Raw genomic sequence first — 13744 nt, 5'->3', positions numbered from 1 at the left:
AATGCCCGCCCCCGGCCCCGCCCGCCCGCGGCGCCCCCTGCCCGGGCAGACCCCGCTCCCACAAGATCACCACTGTTTCTTGTCCAGGGGGTTGCCGCCGTCTCTTGTGGGAGCGGGCTCTGCCCGCGAAGAACTCGACGCGGTGCATCTGGTCGACCGCAGCGTACCCTTCGCGGGCAGAGCCCGCTCCCACAGGTTCACTACTGTTTCTTGTGCAGAGGGTTGCCGCCGATTCAGTCTGGCAGCCATTCCTGGAGGGTCAGTTCCACGGTGATGAACGACAGGTTGCGGCCGCGCTCCAGGCGTCCGGCGAAGATGTTGCCGTCGGCGTCGGCCACCACGGCTTGCAGTCGGCTCTCACCGATGACGATCTCGCCGCTTATGCTCAGAATCTCCACGCCGGGCCCGGGTACGGTCAGGGTCTTCATGCCCTGTCGTCCCAGATAGCCCAACTGTGCGTCGATCAGGCTGCCCAGCCCGCCGCGAATCACGGCCAGCTCGATGCCGTGACTGGCACACAGGGCTTCGGCGCTTTCGACGATGTCTTCGTTGGGCTTGAGCCGCGCCACCACCAGACGCCCCAGGCGACCGGTCTGAACGGTTGAGGCGGACAGGTCGGGTTCGAGTACGGCGCTGGCGTTCATGAAGCCTCCTGGTCGATCGGGTGCAACAGGCTGAAATGGGTTTCGGCGTCGGGTTGCGATTGATAAGCGACGTGATCGAACAGGCACAGACGGATCACCAGGCTTTCGCTGCCGACCACCAGCCGGTCGAGCAGCAGATGGCCGCCGTGCTGCTGGCCATCGCGATCCAGAAAACCGGCGTGGCAGTGCAGCAATGGCTTGTTCTGCGCATCCCGGCCCACGGTGATGGCACCGCTGATGAAGGTGATGTAGCCGTCCAGCACCACCGGAGCGCCGTAGTCGTAGGGTCGCTCCGGCTTGTCGGTGACCACCATGCGGTGGTAGCTCAGGTGCGCCGCGCCACCACACAGGATGCGGCCCACGGCGCTGCCGTACCGACGCCCCTGCAGGGCTTGCAGCACGCCTGCGCCGACGTTGCACGCCAGCGGCAGCACCAGGCGCAGTTCTTCACCCTGGGCCACGCTGCGGTCCAGACGCCGCGGCTGCTGGGCCGGCCCGCCATGGACGAAGACCCGCACGCCGCCGCGCTCCTCGAAATGGGGATTCATCAGGCGACCTCCTCGCGTTCCTGCAGCAACGTGCGGATCTGCTTCTTGACGATCTTGCCGTAGCCGGACTTGGGCATGGCGTCCCAGCGCACGAAGCGCTTGGGCCACTTGTAGCGGGCCAGGCGCGGCTCCAGGTGGGCCAGCAACTGCTCGTCGCTGACCTGGCCGGTGGTGACGATCACCGCGCAGCCGCACTCACCCCATTTCTCGTCCGGCATGCCCAGCACCGCCACTTCGTTGACCGCCGGGTGGGTGAGCAGCGCTTCCTCGACCTCGCGCGGGTACACGTTGGAGCCGCCAGAGATGTACATGTCCGAGGCGCGGCCGGTGATGAACAGATACCCCTGTTCGTCGACATGGCCCAGGTCGCCGGTGTGGAACCAGCCGTGCTTGAAGCAGCTGGCATTGGCCGTCGGGTTGTTGTAGTACCCGCTGAACACGGCCGGTCCGCGCACGCAAATCTCCCCGTCCTCACCGGTGGCCAACTCGTTGCCGGCGTCGTCCAGAATGGCCACCTGCATGCCCGTGCGCGGATAGCCGCAACTGCCGACCTTGGCGGCGGGGGAGTCTTCGGCGTCGTGGCAATCGGCGGGCAGCACGGTGATGTTGCCGGTGACTTCGCCCAGGCCGTAATACTGCACCAGCACCTTGCCCAGCTTGCGCAGGGCGTGGCACTGATCGGCGCGGTACATCGGCGCGCCGGCGTAGATCACATGGCGCAGGCTGCTGTGGTCGTAGCGGTCGACGGCAGGGTCTTCGGTGAGCATCTTGACGATGGTCGGCACGGCGAACAGGTTGTCGACGCGGTGTTCCTGCACCAGGCGCCAGGCTTCGTCGCAGTCCAGGCGGTCGCTGGCCGGCAGCACGCAGGCGGCGCCACGCGCCACGTTGACCAGCGCGTGGATGCCGGCCCCGTGAGACAGCGGCGCCAGCACCAGCGAGCGCGAATGCTGGGAGAGCCCCGGCATCAGGTCGGCGATGTGGTTGTTGATGACGAAGGCCATCTGCCCGTGGGTGAGTACGCCGGCCTTGGGATGACCGGTGGTGCCTGAGGTGTAGAAGAACCACAGCGGGTCATGGTAATTGACGTCGGCGGCGCGGAACGTGCTGGCGTGTGGCGCGCCTTCGTCGAGCAATTGCCCGTAGCTCAGTTCACCCGCGCGTGGCTCGCCGATGGCGATCACCTGCGCCAGCGCCGGTGACTCGGCGCGCACCGCATCCACGTAATGCGCCAGCCCCTCGTCGTAGAGCATCGCCACCGCACCGCTGGAACTGCCCAGGTAGGCGGCCTCCGGCGGGGTAATGCGCACGTTGGTCGGCACCCACACCGCGCCCAGGCGGAACGCCACCCAGGCGCTTTCGAACAGCGGCAGGTTGTTGCGCGAATGCACCAGCAACTTATCGCCCTTGCCCAGCCCACGCGCGCGCAGCGCCGCGGCGACGCTGTCGACCCGTTGCGAAATGCTGCGCCAGGTGTGCACCTGCTCGCCGCGAATGAAGCCCGGTGCGTCGGGGTAGCGCCGGGCGATCTGGTTGAGCAGTTCGCCCAGGTTCATCACGTTGTCGATGCCGGTCATTGCACGCGCTCCAGAATGCTCACGTAGTTGGTCACCGCCGCGCCGCCCATGTTGAAGACGCCGGCGCGATCGGCCTTGGCCAACTGCATGTCGCCGGCCTGGCCGCTGAGCTGCATGGCCGCCATCACGTGCATCGACACCCCGGTGGCACCGATCGGGTGGCCCTTGGACTTGAGCCCGCCGGACGGGTTGACCGGTAGGCGACCGTCCTTGCGGCTGATGCCTTCGGCAATCACCCGCGCGCCCTGGCCACGCTCGGCCAGGCCCATGGCCTCGTACTCCAGCAGCTCGGCAATGGTGAAGCAGTCATGGGTTTCCACCAGCGACAGATCAGCCAGGCTCAGCCCTGCGGTGTCCAGCGCCTGTTGCCAGGCCCGCGCGGCGCCTTCGAACACCGTCGGGTCGCGGCGCGACAGTGGCAGGTAGTCGTTGACCTGCACCGCCGCCCTGAAGCTGATCGCCTGGCCACGGCCGGGCGCGTGGTCGTCGCGGCTGATCACCAGCGCGGCGGCGCCGTCGGTGATCAGCGAGCAGTCGGTGCGCTTGAGCGGTCCGGCCACGAACGGGTTCTTCGCCGACGGCTCGCGACAGAAGTCGTAGCCCAGGTCGCGGCGCATGTGCGCGTAGGGGTTCAGCGCGCCGTTGGCGTGGTTTTTCGCGGCGATCATCGCCAGCGCGTCGGACTGGTCGCCGTAGCGCTCGAAGTAGGTCTGGGCGATGGTGCCGAACACCCCGGCGAAGCCACCTTCGATCTGCGCTTCCTCCTTGGCGTAGCAGCACTTGAGCAGGATCTTGCCGACCTCGTCGGTGGGCAGCGTGTTCATCTTCTCGAAGCCCACCACCAGAGCGTGCCGAGCCTGCCCCGAGAGCACCGCCTGCAGCGCCGAGTGGATGGCTGCCGAGCCGGTGGAGCAGGCGTTTTCCAGGCGTACCGACGGGGTGAAGCGCAGCGCCGGAATATGATTGGCGAGCAGCGCGGAAGGAAAGTCCTGATACAGGAAGCCGGCATTGAAATGGCCGACGTGGACTGAATCGATCTGCTCGGCGTCCAGCCCGGCATGTTCGAGCGCACCCACGGCCGCATCGGCCATCATCTGCTCGGGATCGAGCTGGTCGAATTTGCCGAAGGGGGAGTGGTACCAACCGCTGATGACTGGCGAACCCATGAGGTGTGTCCTCGATTGAAGGCTTGTTGATGTTGTTTGCCAAGGGCGATAGCAAGAGCGGTGCCAAGGCCTTGAAACGCCAGCCGGCGGCGGGCTGGCTGTTACCCAGCAGACGTCGGGTGTCGCCCCAGGTGTCGCTTCGTCGGTGCTGGGCGACACCTGAGGGAGACACCTGTTACATCGAGCCGGGCAGGGCTTGGCGCCTGACATCTGCGGATACATTCACATCGGTACGAGTTTGTTCAGACAAAACAGCAGCTTGCTGTCCCCTTCACGCCGATGGGCACGGTTTTTCCACGGGTCGGGCAGGGGTGGCACCCGATTTGCTTTCTCACCGGTACCCCAGCGCCTGCCCCGGCAGCCCGGTGAATGAAAGCTGGTCAATAAAAACAAGAAGGTCAGGAGAGCTACATGAGTGATTTCTCGCGCCGCCGTTTCATCAAGACCGCCACCCTCGCATCGGCGGCCGTCGCCGCCACGGGGCTGGGCTTGTTCAGCCCACGCAGCGAGGCGGCGGATTTCAGGCTCAAGTTCGCCAACAACCTGCCCATGATTCACCCGATGAACGTGCGGGCGCGGGAAATGGCCAAGGCCATCAAGGAAGAAACCAACGGCGCGGTGCAGATCCAGGTGTTCCCCAGCAGCCAGCTGGGCAGCGACACCGATACCCTGGCCCAGGTGCGTTCCGGCGCGGTGGACCTGTTCGCGTTGTCGCCGGTCATCCTCGGTACCCTGGTGCCTTCGGTGCAGATCAGCGCCGTGGGTTTTGCCTTCAAGGACTACGATCAGGTCTGGAGCGCGATGGACGGAGACCTGGGCGCCCATGTACGCAGCGAGATCGCCAAGACCGAAACCCTGTTCGCCTTCGACAAGATGTGGGACAACGGCTTTCGCGTCACCACTACCAGCACACGCCCGGTGCTCAAGCCTGAAGACTTGGTGGGCATGAAGCTGCGCGTGCCGCCCAGTCCGATCATCATGTCGATCTTCAAGGCATTCGAGGCAGCGCCCACCAGCATCAATTTCGCCGAAGTGTATTCGGCCCTGCAGACGCGCATCGTCGAAGGTCAGGAAAACCCGCTGACCCTGGTGTCGTCGGCCAAGCTCTATGAAGTGCAGAAGTACTGCTCGCTGACCAACCATGTGTGGGACGGCTTCTGGATGCTCGGCAACAGCAAGTCGTTCGCCCGCCTGCCGGCCGACGTGCAGGCGGTGGTGCGCAAGCACATCGATGCCGCGGTCATGGGCCAGCGTGCCGACCTGGCCGCCTTGCAGGGCAGCATCCGCGACACCCTCAAGGAAAAAGGCCTGGAGCTGGCCGACACCGAGCCGCAGGCGTTCCGCGAGAAGCTGCGCAGCGCCAACTATTACGCCGACTGGCACGAGAAGTTCGGTGAGGCCGCCTGGGCCATCCTCGAAAAATACTCCGGGAAGCTGGCATGATGAGCGCCGAGGCGATGCCGGCCGAAACCGTTGCCATGCGCCTGCCGGCCCGGGCGCTGACCTGCCTCAACCGCTGCGCCATGCGCGTGGTCGAGGTGCTTGCCGTGGCCTTGATGCTGGTGGAAACCTGCGTGCTGCTCGCTGGCGTCGTCTCGCGCTACGTGTTTCATAACCCGCTGGTGTGGACCGACGAGCTGGCCTCGTCGCTGTTCATCTGGCTGGCGATGTTCGGCGCCGTGCTGGCGCTCGATCGGGGCGAGCACATGCGCATGTCGGCGCTGGTCAACAAGCTGCCCCCGGCCTGGCGCGGTTTCAGCGAAACCCTGTCGGCGCTGATCGTGGTGCTGTTCGTGGCCATGATCATCACCCCGGCGATGGTCCACTCCCACGAGCAGATGGCGATCACCACGCCGGCCCTGGGCATTCCCGACGGCGTGCGTGCCGCCGCACTGCCGGTCGGCGCCATGCTCATGCTGCTGGCGGCGGTCGCGCGCATGGCCCGCTATTCCACCCTGCGCCAGTTCGTCGCCGGCGTAGCCGTGGTCACCGTGGTGGGCGGTACGCTGTGGTTGGCCCAGCCGCTGCTCGCCGAGATCGGCAACTACAACCTGGTGGTGTTCTTCCTGGTGCTGCTGGGTGCCTGCGTGTTCGGCGGCATCCCGATCGCGTTCGCCTTCGGCACCGCCACCATGGCCTATCTGGCGCTGGCCACCCATGCCCCCTTGTCCATCGTCGTCGGTCGCATGGACGAGGGCATGTCGCACATGGTGCTGCTCGCCGTACCGCTGTTCGTCCTGCTGGGCGTGGTGCTGCAGCTGTCGGGCATGGCCCGCACGCTGATCGACTTCATGGCCTCGCTGCTTGGGCATGTGCGCGGCGGTCTGCAATACGTGCTGCTCGGCGCCATGTTCCTGGTGTCGGGGATTTCCGGCTCCAAGGTGGCCGACATGGCCGCAGTGGCGCCGGCACTGTTTCCGGAAATGAAGAAGCGCGGCTCCGAGCCCGAAGAGCTGGCCGCCTTGCTGGCGGCCACCGGGGCGATGACCGAAACCATTCCGCCGAGCCTGGTGCTGATCACCATTGGCGCCGTGTGCAGCGTCTCGATCACCGCGCTGTTCATCGGCGGCCTGATGCCTGCGGTGGTGGCCACCGTGGTCATCGCCATCGTCTGCTGGTGGCGCTCGCGCAAGGAAGCCATGCCCACCGTCAAGCGGGCACCGATGTCGGTGGTGGCGAAGACCTTCATGGTCGCGCTGCCGGCCCTGGCCTTGCCATTGCTGATCCGCGTGGCGGTGCTCGAAGGTGCGGCCACGGCTACCGAAGTCTCGACCATCGGCGTGGCCTATGTGGTGCTGGTGGGCTTGGTGATGCACCTGTTCATGCGCCACATCGAGTTCCGCAAGGTCTACCCGATGATGATCGAGGCCGCGGCGCTGTCCGGGGCGATCCTGTTGATCATCGGCATGGCTTCGGCCATGGCCTGGGCACTGACCCAGTCGGGGTTCTCGGCCAATCTGGTCGACCTGATCAGCGAAATTCCGGGCGGCGCCATCGGCTTCATGTTCGTTACCATCGTGACCTTCCTGATTCTGGGCAGCGTGCTCGAAGGCATTCCAGCCATCGTGCTGTTCGGCCCATTGATGTTCCCGCTCGCCGAAATGCTCGGCATCCATCCGGTGCACTACGCCATGGTGGTCATCCTGGCCATGGGCATCGGCCTGTTCGCGCCGCCCCTGGGCGTGGGTTTCTACGCCGCCTGTGCGATCAGCAAGACACCGTCCGACCATGTTATCCGCCGCGTCTGGGGGTACCTGGCGGCACTGGTGGTGGCGCTGGTCATCGTTGCCTGTTTCCCGTGGATTTCCATCGGTTTCCTTTAAGAGAGTCCTGGTCATGAGCCAAGCAGTCAGACAGCTTCCCAGCAAGAGCGGCGAGGGCCGGGTGGCCTTCATCACCGGCGCGGCCATGGGCATTGGCGCGGCGATCGCCCAGCGCCTTGGCGAGGACGGCCACAGTGTGGTGGTGGCCGACATCAACCGCGGCGCCGCCGAAGAAATGGTCGCCGGCTTGCACGCCCAGGGTATCGAGGCGCAGGCGGTGGTGATCGATATCGGTGATGCGCAGTCGATCGCCGAGGTGTTCGCCGGTCTGTCGCGCTGCGACGTGCTGGTTAACAATGCCGGCATCGCCAGGACCCAGGCCTTTCTGGACTGCGACCTGGCCGATTGGCAGCGGGTGTTGAACATCAATGTGACCGGTGCGCTGTTGTGCGGTCAGCAGGCAGCGCGCCTGATGAAGGAGCAGGGCTGGGGGCGGATCATCAACGTCGCGTCCATCAGTGGCATGCGGGCGAGCACGGGGCGTACTGCCTATGGCACGTCGAAGGCCGCGGTGATCGGTCTGACCCGGCAGATGGCGGTCGAACTGGCCGAGTACGGCATCACCGTCAATGGCATCGCGCCTGGGCCGGTCGACACCCCATTGACCCAGCGCCTGCACTCCAGTGCCACCCGCGACTCCTATGCCCGCGCCGTCCCCATGCGCCGCTACGGCACCCCGGCGGAAATGGCCGGCGCGGTGGCCTTCCTCGCCTCCGACGATGCTTCCTACATCAGCGGTCATGTGATTCCTGTGGATGGCGGCTATATGGCGTCCGGCATTCTGGAAATCTGAGCGCCCAGCCATAAACAACGCGGTGTGTCAGGCATACCCCGTCAACCCTTCGCGGCCACAGACCGCTCCTACGGCCGGTCACACACTGCGGTCGATCACCATCCCACTGTAGGAGCGGTCATCGGCCGCGAAAGGGGCACTTCGATATACCGGACACTCACTGATCCTGCAGCGTCGCCTCTTCACCCGCACGCATGGCGGTTTCCACGAAAGTGGCAATGCAGGGATTGTGATTGTCAGCCTTCCACACCGCGACCACCTCGACCACCGGCGGCGCCACCAGCGGGCGGAAGGTGGTGGTGGTCAGGCGCATGTTGCGCATCGAGCGCGGCACGATGGCGATGCCCAGGCCTTCGCCGACCAGGTTGACGATGGTCTGCTGCATGTTGATTTCCAGCCCGACATTGGGCGTTACGCCGTGCTGCAGGCAGTAATTGACGATCATGTCATGCAGCGCCGGGGCGATGCGGCGTGGCACGATGATGAAGGTTTCCGCCGCCAGGTCGCGTGGATCGATCAGCGGCTGCTCGAGCAACCGATGCCCCGGCGGCAGCACCACCGTCATCTCTTCACGGTAGATGGTCACCGTCTCCAGCCCGCTGCAATCCTGCGGCCGGTACATGATCGCCACGTCCTTGCTGCCGCTGCTGATGTCCTGGGCCAGGTCCATGGGCAGGGTTTCGGTCAGCTTCAGGTTCACCTGCGGATACTGCGCCGCGTAACGCCGGGTGATGGCCGGGGTGACGCTGTAGGCCGTCGACATCATGAACCCCACCGACAACTCACCCGCCGCCCCCCGCGCCGCCGCCAGCGCATTGCGCTTGGCCTGTTCGAATGCGGCGAACACCGTGCCGGTGTCCAGATAGAACCGCTGGCCGGCATCGGTCAGCTCCACGTGGCGCCGCGAGCGATCGAACAGCTTCACGCCCAGCTCTTGCTCCAGCAGCGCAATCTGTCGCGACAGCGGTGGCTGGGAGATGTGCAGGCGCTCGGCGGCGCGGCCAAAGTGCAGGGTTTCAGCCAACGCACGAAAATACTGTAAATGCCTGAGCTCGATCATGATGCTCGCAAAGGTATCAGTGGGTACCTGATTATGGATTGGAAAACATAACTCCGCCTGCCGTATTGTGAAATGGCCACAGCGTCGAGGCTTGCGTCACGAGCGCCAGACCTCGAGATAGTCACGAGCTATAAAACAATAAAAGGTGACGCCGATGTCTTCCGTTCGCGAACACACTGCACGTACCACTTCGCCCGCACTGTCCTGCGCGGCACTGCCCGAATCCGATATCGCCAACGACAGCGACCCCCAGGTGCGCCAAGCCTTCCGCCGCGCCCTGCGCCTGATGGAACGCGGCATCGCCGTGCTCGTCCAGGGCGAAACCGGCACCGGCAAGGAAGTGCTGGCCCGCGCGCTGCATGCCCACAGTCAACGCCATCAGGCCCAGTGCGTGGCGCTCAATTGCGCCTCCATTCCGGAAAGCCTGATCGAGAGCGAGCTGTTCGGCTACTCGCGCGGCGCCTTTTCCGGCGCGTTGCCCTGCGGCAAGAAAGGCAAGGTTCAGCAGGCCGACGGCGGCACCTTGTTTCTCGACGAAATCGGCGACATGCCCTTCGAGCAGCAAACCCGCCTGCTGCGGGTCATCGCCGAACGCGAAGTCAGCCCTCTGGGTGCCGAGCGCAGCGTCAAGGTCGACTTCGCGCTGATCTGCGCCACCCACCAGAACCTCACCGGTCTGGTCGAGCAAGGCGCCTTTCGCGAAGACCTGTTCTATCGCATCGCCACCGGCGTCGTGCAGTTGCCGCCCCTGCGCGAGCGTATCGATCGCGCCGAACTGGTCTGCCGGATGGTGGCCAGCGAACTGCCCGGCTGCGACCCGCGGCAGGTCATCGCTTCGGATGTCTGGCCGCTGCTGCTCAATCACCCCTGGCCAGGCAATCTGCGGCAGATGCGTGCAGTGATTCGCTACGCCTGCGCGGTGATGGAGGGCAGCCGCATCCAGCGCAGCGATCTGCCCGCGGACTTTGTTGCGCAACAGGGTGCGTCCACCCAGGCAGCGCCTGCCAACGTCACGCCGATCCGCCGCCCGGTCACCCTGGCCACGCCGGTCGACGAGCGCGCCGACGTGCTGGATGTGCTCAACGCCTGCCGCTGGAACATGTCCGCGGCAGCCCGTGCCCTGGGCATCTGCCGGCCGTCGCTGTACCGGGTGTTGCGCCGGCTGGGTATCCCGCCGCTCAAGGACCAACTCGCCCAGGGCGTTTACCAGCCGGCCTGACCACACGCTTTGCGCTGCAGGCTCTTCAACCAAGGGAACAACAATAATGAATGCCCCTATCAGTCTTGCCATCACCGGTCAGGTGGCGGTGGTGACCGGTGCCGCGCGCGGTATCGGTTTTGCCATCGCTCAGGCGCTGGGTCAATGCGGTGCGCGGGTAGCGATTGCCGATCTCGACGGCGCGGCCGCCAGCGCCGCTGCCGGGCAATTGTGCGAACTGGGCATCGACGCCATCGGCGTGGCCGTAGACGTGGCCGACGAGGGCCAGGTACAGGTCATGGTCGAGACCATCGAACGAGCGCTGGGCGGTATCGACATTCTGGTCAACAACGCCGGGATCGTCTCGACCGGGCCGTTGCTGGACGTCAGCGCGGCCGAATGGAATCGGGTCCTGGCCATCGACCTCACCAGCGTGTTCTTTTGCGCCAAGGCCGTGCTGCCCGGCATGATGGCGCGCCGCGCCGGGCGCATCATCAATATTGCCTCGGTGGCCGGCAAGCGCGGCGGTGGTCTGTTGGGCAACAGCTGCTACGCGGCGGCCAAGGGCGGCGTCATCGCCTTGACCAAGGGCTTGGCCCGCGAAGCCGGGCCGTTCAACATCACCGCCAACGCCATCACCCCGGCCTTGACCGACACCGAGATGACCCGAGCCCTGGCGCCCGAAGCGCGCGCCCGGGTGCTCGCCGACATGCCCCTGGGACGTGCCGGCTCACCGCGGGACATCGCCGCAGCGGTGTGCTTCCTGGCCAGCGATGCGGCCAGCTTCGTCACCGGCGAGATCATGGACGTCGACGGCGGCTACATGCGCGACTAGCGCTGCACCGCAGCCGGTATCAATGCCAGGATCAGCGACACCGTGACCAGCGACAACAGGGTCGATACCAGAATCGCGCGGGACATGGTATCGGCCTCGCGGCCATACAGCGCGGCCAGCATGAACGGCCCGTTGCCGATGGGCAGCGCACTCACCAGCAGCGCTGCCCACGCCCACATCGCCGGGATGTCGAACACCCAGAACGCCAGCCACGCCGTCAGCGCCGGTTGCAGCAGCAGTTTCATCGCCACCAGCATGGCCAGGGTCTTGCTGTCGGCTTTCTGCGATTTCTCCGCGGCCAGAAACAGCCCGATCGACACCAGCGCGCAGGGCCCCGCCGCAGCACCCAGAAACTGGAACAACTGGCGAACGCCCACCGGGAGCACCAGGCCGCTGTAGGCCACCAGCGAGCCCAGCACCGGAGCCACCATGATCGGATTGCGCAGCAGCGACTGGCCGACCTTGAGCAGCGTGCGCCCCAGGTGTTTCTCGGTCTGCTGGAAGGTCTCGATCATGATGATGGCCACGGCGAACAACAGGCAGGCGGTCATCACGGCGCCGATCACCGCCGGAGCGATGCCGGGGTCGCCGAAGGTCAGCAGGCACAGAGGAATACCGAGAAATCCCGAGTTGGGATAGCCGGCGCCCAAAGCGTCGATGGTGGCGTCGAGAAAGTGTGCGCGGGCGCGCAGCCGCAACCACAGAGTCAGCAGAAAAACCATGCCCATGCCCAAGCCGAAAGCCAGCACGTAGCCCAGGTTCAGACCCTGGAAGGTACCCAGCCGCGCCATGGCTTCGAACAGCAGGGCAGGGAGGCCCAGGTAGATCACGAAACGGTTGAGCTCGATGGAGGCATTGGGCCCCAGGACGTTGCGCCGACGGCAGACGAAACCCACCAGAATCAAGCCGAATACTGGAAAGGCGACGTTGAAGATTGCAAGCATCGGGCACGGTGTCCTTTGCACGGTTGGATGCCGAAGTGTAGCAGCGCCACGGTGGACGGCACGCCGGTTCGCCGCCGCTGGTTGCGTAGCGACTCGAGCCTACCGTTGGGCGTCTCGTCGTTTTTTACTTGAAGGGAGGGGGGGAGGTCCATCTACACTGATGGCACTATCACATTAGGAGGCGATAGTGCGTCATGACAGCCGATAACCTGATGGACCTGGTTGCGCTGAAGCCGTTGTCTGCCACCGAGGCAGGCTGCGTGGATCGTGTGTTGCGCGCCATGCGCACACATCTGGGCATGGATGTAGCGTTCGTTTCCCATTTTCGCGGGAGCGACCGCGTGTTCACTCACGTCGATGCCGCCAGCCCGGTGCCGCTCAGCCCAGGGGATGTGCTCGAGATGAGCGCCGGCTACTGTCGCGGGGTTGTCAGCGGCGAACTGCCCGGATTGATTCGTGACACCGGTCAATTGCCGGCCGCCATGGCCGTGCCCCAAACCCCCGGTCTGCCGGTCGGTGCGCACATGAGCGTGCCCATCCACTTGAGCGACGGCCGACTATACGGGACCTTTTGCTGCTTCAGCCACACGCCCGATCCGGGGCTGAGCGAGCGCGATCTGAAGATGATGAACGTCTTCGCCGAACTGATCGCCGAGCGCCTCGAAACCGATCTGCAGAGGGCCCGCGACCATGACGTCAAGACCTCGCGAGTGCTCGAAGTCATCGAGTCGCGTCAGCCGCGGGTGGTCTATCAGCCGATCTTCGACCTGCACACCATGCGTGTGGCGGGGTGGGAGTGCCTGTCACGTTTCAGCGGCGTACCGGCACGCACTCCGGACGTGTGGTTCAAGGAGGCCGCCGAAGTCGGGCTGGGAACGGAACTGGAGTGCCTTGCCATCCGCGAGGCCCTGGCCGGGCTGTCGCGGCTGGCGCCCGACACCTACCTGAGCATCAACTGCTCGCCCGAGCTGGTACTCAGCGGCGAGTTGTTGGGGGTACTCCAGGAGTATCCGGCCGAGCGCCTGGTGCTGGAGCTGACCGAACATGCCGTGGTGCAGGACTACGCATCGTTGCAGGTGGCGTTGCAGCCACTGCGGGTGCGAGGTGTGCGGGTGGCGATCGATGACGCGGGCGCCGGGTATGCCAGCATGCGGCATATCCTTCAGGTGCGCCCGGACATCATCAAGCTCGACATGAGCCTGACCCGCGGTATCGATCAGGATTTCCAGCGACGCGCCATGGCGTCGGCCTTGATCGCCTTCGCCCGGGAGACCGGCAGCGTGATCGTCGCCGAAGGCGTGGAAACCGAAGCCGAACTGGCGCAACTCAAACGCCTGGGCGCCGCCAACGCCCAAGGCTTCCTCCTCGGCCGCCCCGAACCCCTGTAGCAGCGGCGCCCCCGGAAGCGGCTCGCGCCGCTGCTACACGAACCGCGCCCGCACCATCTCTGGAAGCGTTCGCATACCCCTGTAGCAGCGGCGCAAGCCGCGTCGGCGGCACACGGGGAGGGTCAGGGCAGACGCGGCGCCCCCAGACGCGGCTCGCGCCGCTGCTACACGGACCGCGCACGCACCATCTTTGGAAACGTTCGCATACCCCTGTAGCAGCGGCGCCCGCCGCGGCGGCGGCACCCGCGGGGGGGGAGAGCCAACGCGG

12 protein-coding genes are annotated in these 13744 nt (G+C 65.7%); 6 read left to right on the top strand and 6 right to left on the bottom strand.

The window, feature by feature from the left end:
* Positions 1 to 233 precede the first annotated feature (233 nt).
* The 4 genes from QMX89_RS21690 to QMX89_RS21675 are packed head-to-tail and all read right to left on the bottom strand — an operon-like array spanning position 234 to position 3935.
* The gene (locus tag QMX89_RS21690) at positions 234 to 644 is read right to left on the bottom strand and encodes a PPC domain-containing DNA-binding protein (RefSeq protein WP_282349830.1); all 411 of its coding nucleotides are present in this window, start codon (positions 642 to 644) and stop codon (positions 234 to 236) included.
* Positions 641 to 1192, bottom strand: a complete 552-nt coding sequence (locus QMX89_RS21685; RefSeq protein WP_282349829.1) for a hypothetical protein — start codon at positions 1190 to 1192, stop codon at positions 641 to 643. The genes QMX89_RS21690 and QMX89_RS21685 overlap by 4 nt, the downstream gene beginning before the upstream one ends.
* The gene (locus tag QMX89_RS21680) at positions 1192 to 2769 is read right to left on the bottom strand and encodes an acyl-CoA synthetase (RefSeq protein WP_282349827.1); all 1578 of its coding nucleotides are present in this window, start codon (positions 2767 to 2769) and stop codon (positions 1192 to 1194) included. The genes QMX89_RS21685 and QMX89_RS21680 overlap by 1 nt, the downstream gene beginning before the upstream one ends.
* Positions 2766 to 3935, bottom strand: coding sequence for an acetyl-CoA acetyltransferase (locus QMX89_RS21675; protein WP_056842927.1), 1170 nt, complete (start codon positions 3933 to 3935; stop codon positions 2766 to 2768). The genes QMX89_RS21680 and QMX89_RS21675 overlap by 4 nt, the downstream gene beginning before the upstream one ends.
* A 411-nt stretch (positions 3936 to 4346) precedes the next feature.
* On the opposite strand from QMX89_RS21675, the gene QMX89_RS21670 reads away from it, so the two are divergent.
* Genes QMX89_RS21670 through fabG form a run of 3 tightly spaced genes read left to right on the top strand, consistent with a single transcriptional unit; the run spans position 4347 to position 8051 of the window.
* Positions 4347 to 5378 (top strand): TRAP transporter substrate-binding protein, encoded by a 1032-nt coding sequence (locus QMX89_RS21670; RefSeq protein ID WP_049859310.1) that lies wholly within the window; start codon positions 4347 to 4349, stop codon positions 5376 to 5378.
* Positions 5375 to 7258 (top strand): TRAP transporter large permease subunit, encoded by a 1884-nt coding sequence (locus tag QMX89_RS21665; protein ID WP_282349826.1) that lies wholly within the window; start codon positions 5375 to 5377, stop codon positions 7256 to 7258. Before QMX89_RS21670 ends, QMX89_RS21665 begins: the two co-directional genes overlap by 4 nt.
* Before the next feature lie 13 nt (positions 7259 to 7271).
* Positions 7272 to 8051 carry a 3-oxoacyl-ACP reductase FabG gene (fabG, locus tag QMX89_RS21660; RefSeq protein ID WP_282349825.1) on the top strand — a complete coding sequence of 260 codons (780 nt, stop codon included), beginning with the start codon at positions 7272 to 7274 and terminating at the stop codon, positions 8049 to 8051.
* A 157-nt stretch (positions 8052 to 8208) separates the two neighbouring features.
* Here the strand turns inward: fabG and QMX89_RS21655 are convergent, their stop codons facing one another.
* Positions 8209 to 9111, bottom strand: coding sequence for a LysR family transcriptional regulator (locus tag QMX89_RS21655; protein WP_282349824.1), 903 nt, complete (start codon positions 9109 to 9111; stop codon positions 8209 to 8211).
* 154 nt (positions 9112 to 9265) lie between these two features.
* On the opposite strand from QMX89_RS21655, the gene QMX89_RS21650 reads away from it, so the two are divergent.
* A complete protein-coding gene (locus tag QMX89_RS21650) occupies positions 9266 to 10330 on the top strand; it encodes a sigma 54-interacting transcriptional regulator (protein ID WP_282349823.1) in 1065 nt (354 codons plus the stop codon).
* Positions 10331 to 10376: 46 nt separating this feature from the next.
* Positions 10377 to 11144 carry an SDR family NAD(P)-dependent oxidoreductase gene (locus QMX89_RS21645; protein ID WP_122743296.1) on the top strand — a complete coding sequence of 256 codons (768 nt, stop codon included), beginning with the start codon at positions 10377 to 10379 and terminating at the stop codon, positions 11142 to 11144.
* Here the strand turns inward: QMX89_RS21645 and QMX89_RS21640 are convergent.
* Entirely contained in the window at positions 11141 to 12088 is a 948-nt protein-coding gene (locus QMX89_RS21640) for an AEC family transporter (protein WP_282349821.1), read from the bottom strand. The genes QMX89_RS21645 and QMX89_RS21640 overlap by 4 nt on opposite strands.
* Before the next feature lie 194 nt (positions 12089 to 12282).
* Here QMX89_RS21640 and QMX89_RS21635 point away from each other — a divergent pair, with 194 nt between their 5' ends.
* Positions 12283 to 13476, top strand: a complete 1194-nt coding sequence (locus tag QMX89_RS21635; RefSeq protein WP_282349820.1) for an EAL domain-containing protein — start codon at positions 12283 to 12285, stop codon at positions 13474 to 13476.
* Positions 13477 to 13744: the final 268 nt, after the last annotated feature.

Origin of the sequence: Pseudomonas sp. PS01301, assembly GCF_029960215.1 — a bacterium.
Lineage (GTDB): Bacteria > Pseudomonadota > Gammaproteobacteria > Pseudomonadales > Pseudomonadaceae > Aquipseudomonas > Aquipseudomonas coleopterorum.
The sequence above is the reverse complement of the archived record's forward strand: the minus strand, read 5'-3'. Positions and strand labels throughout refer to the sequence as shown.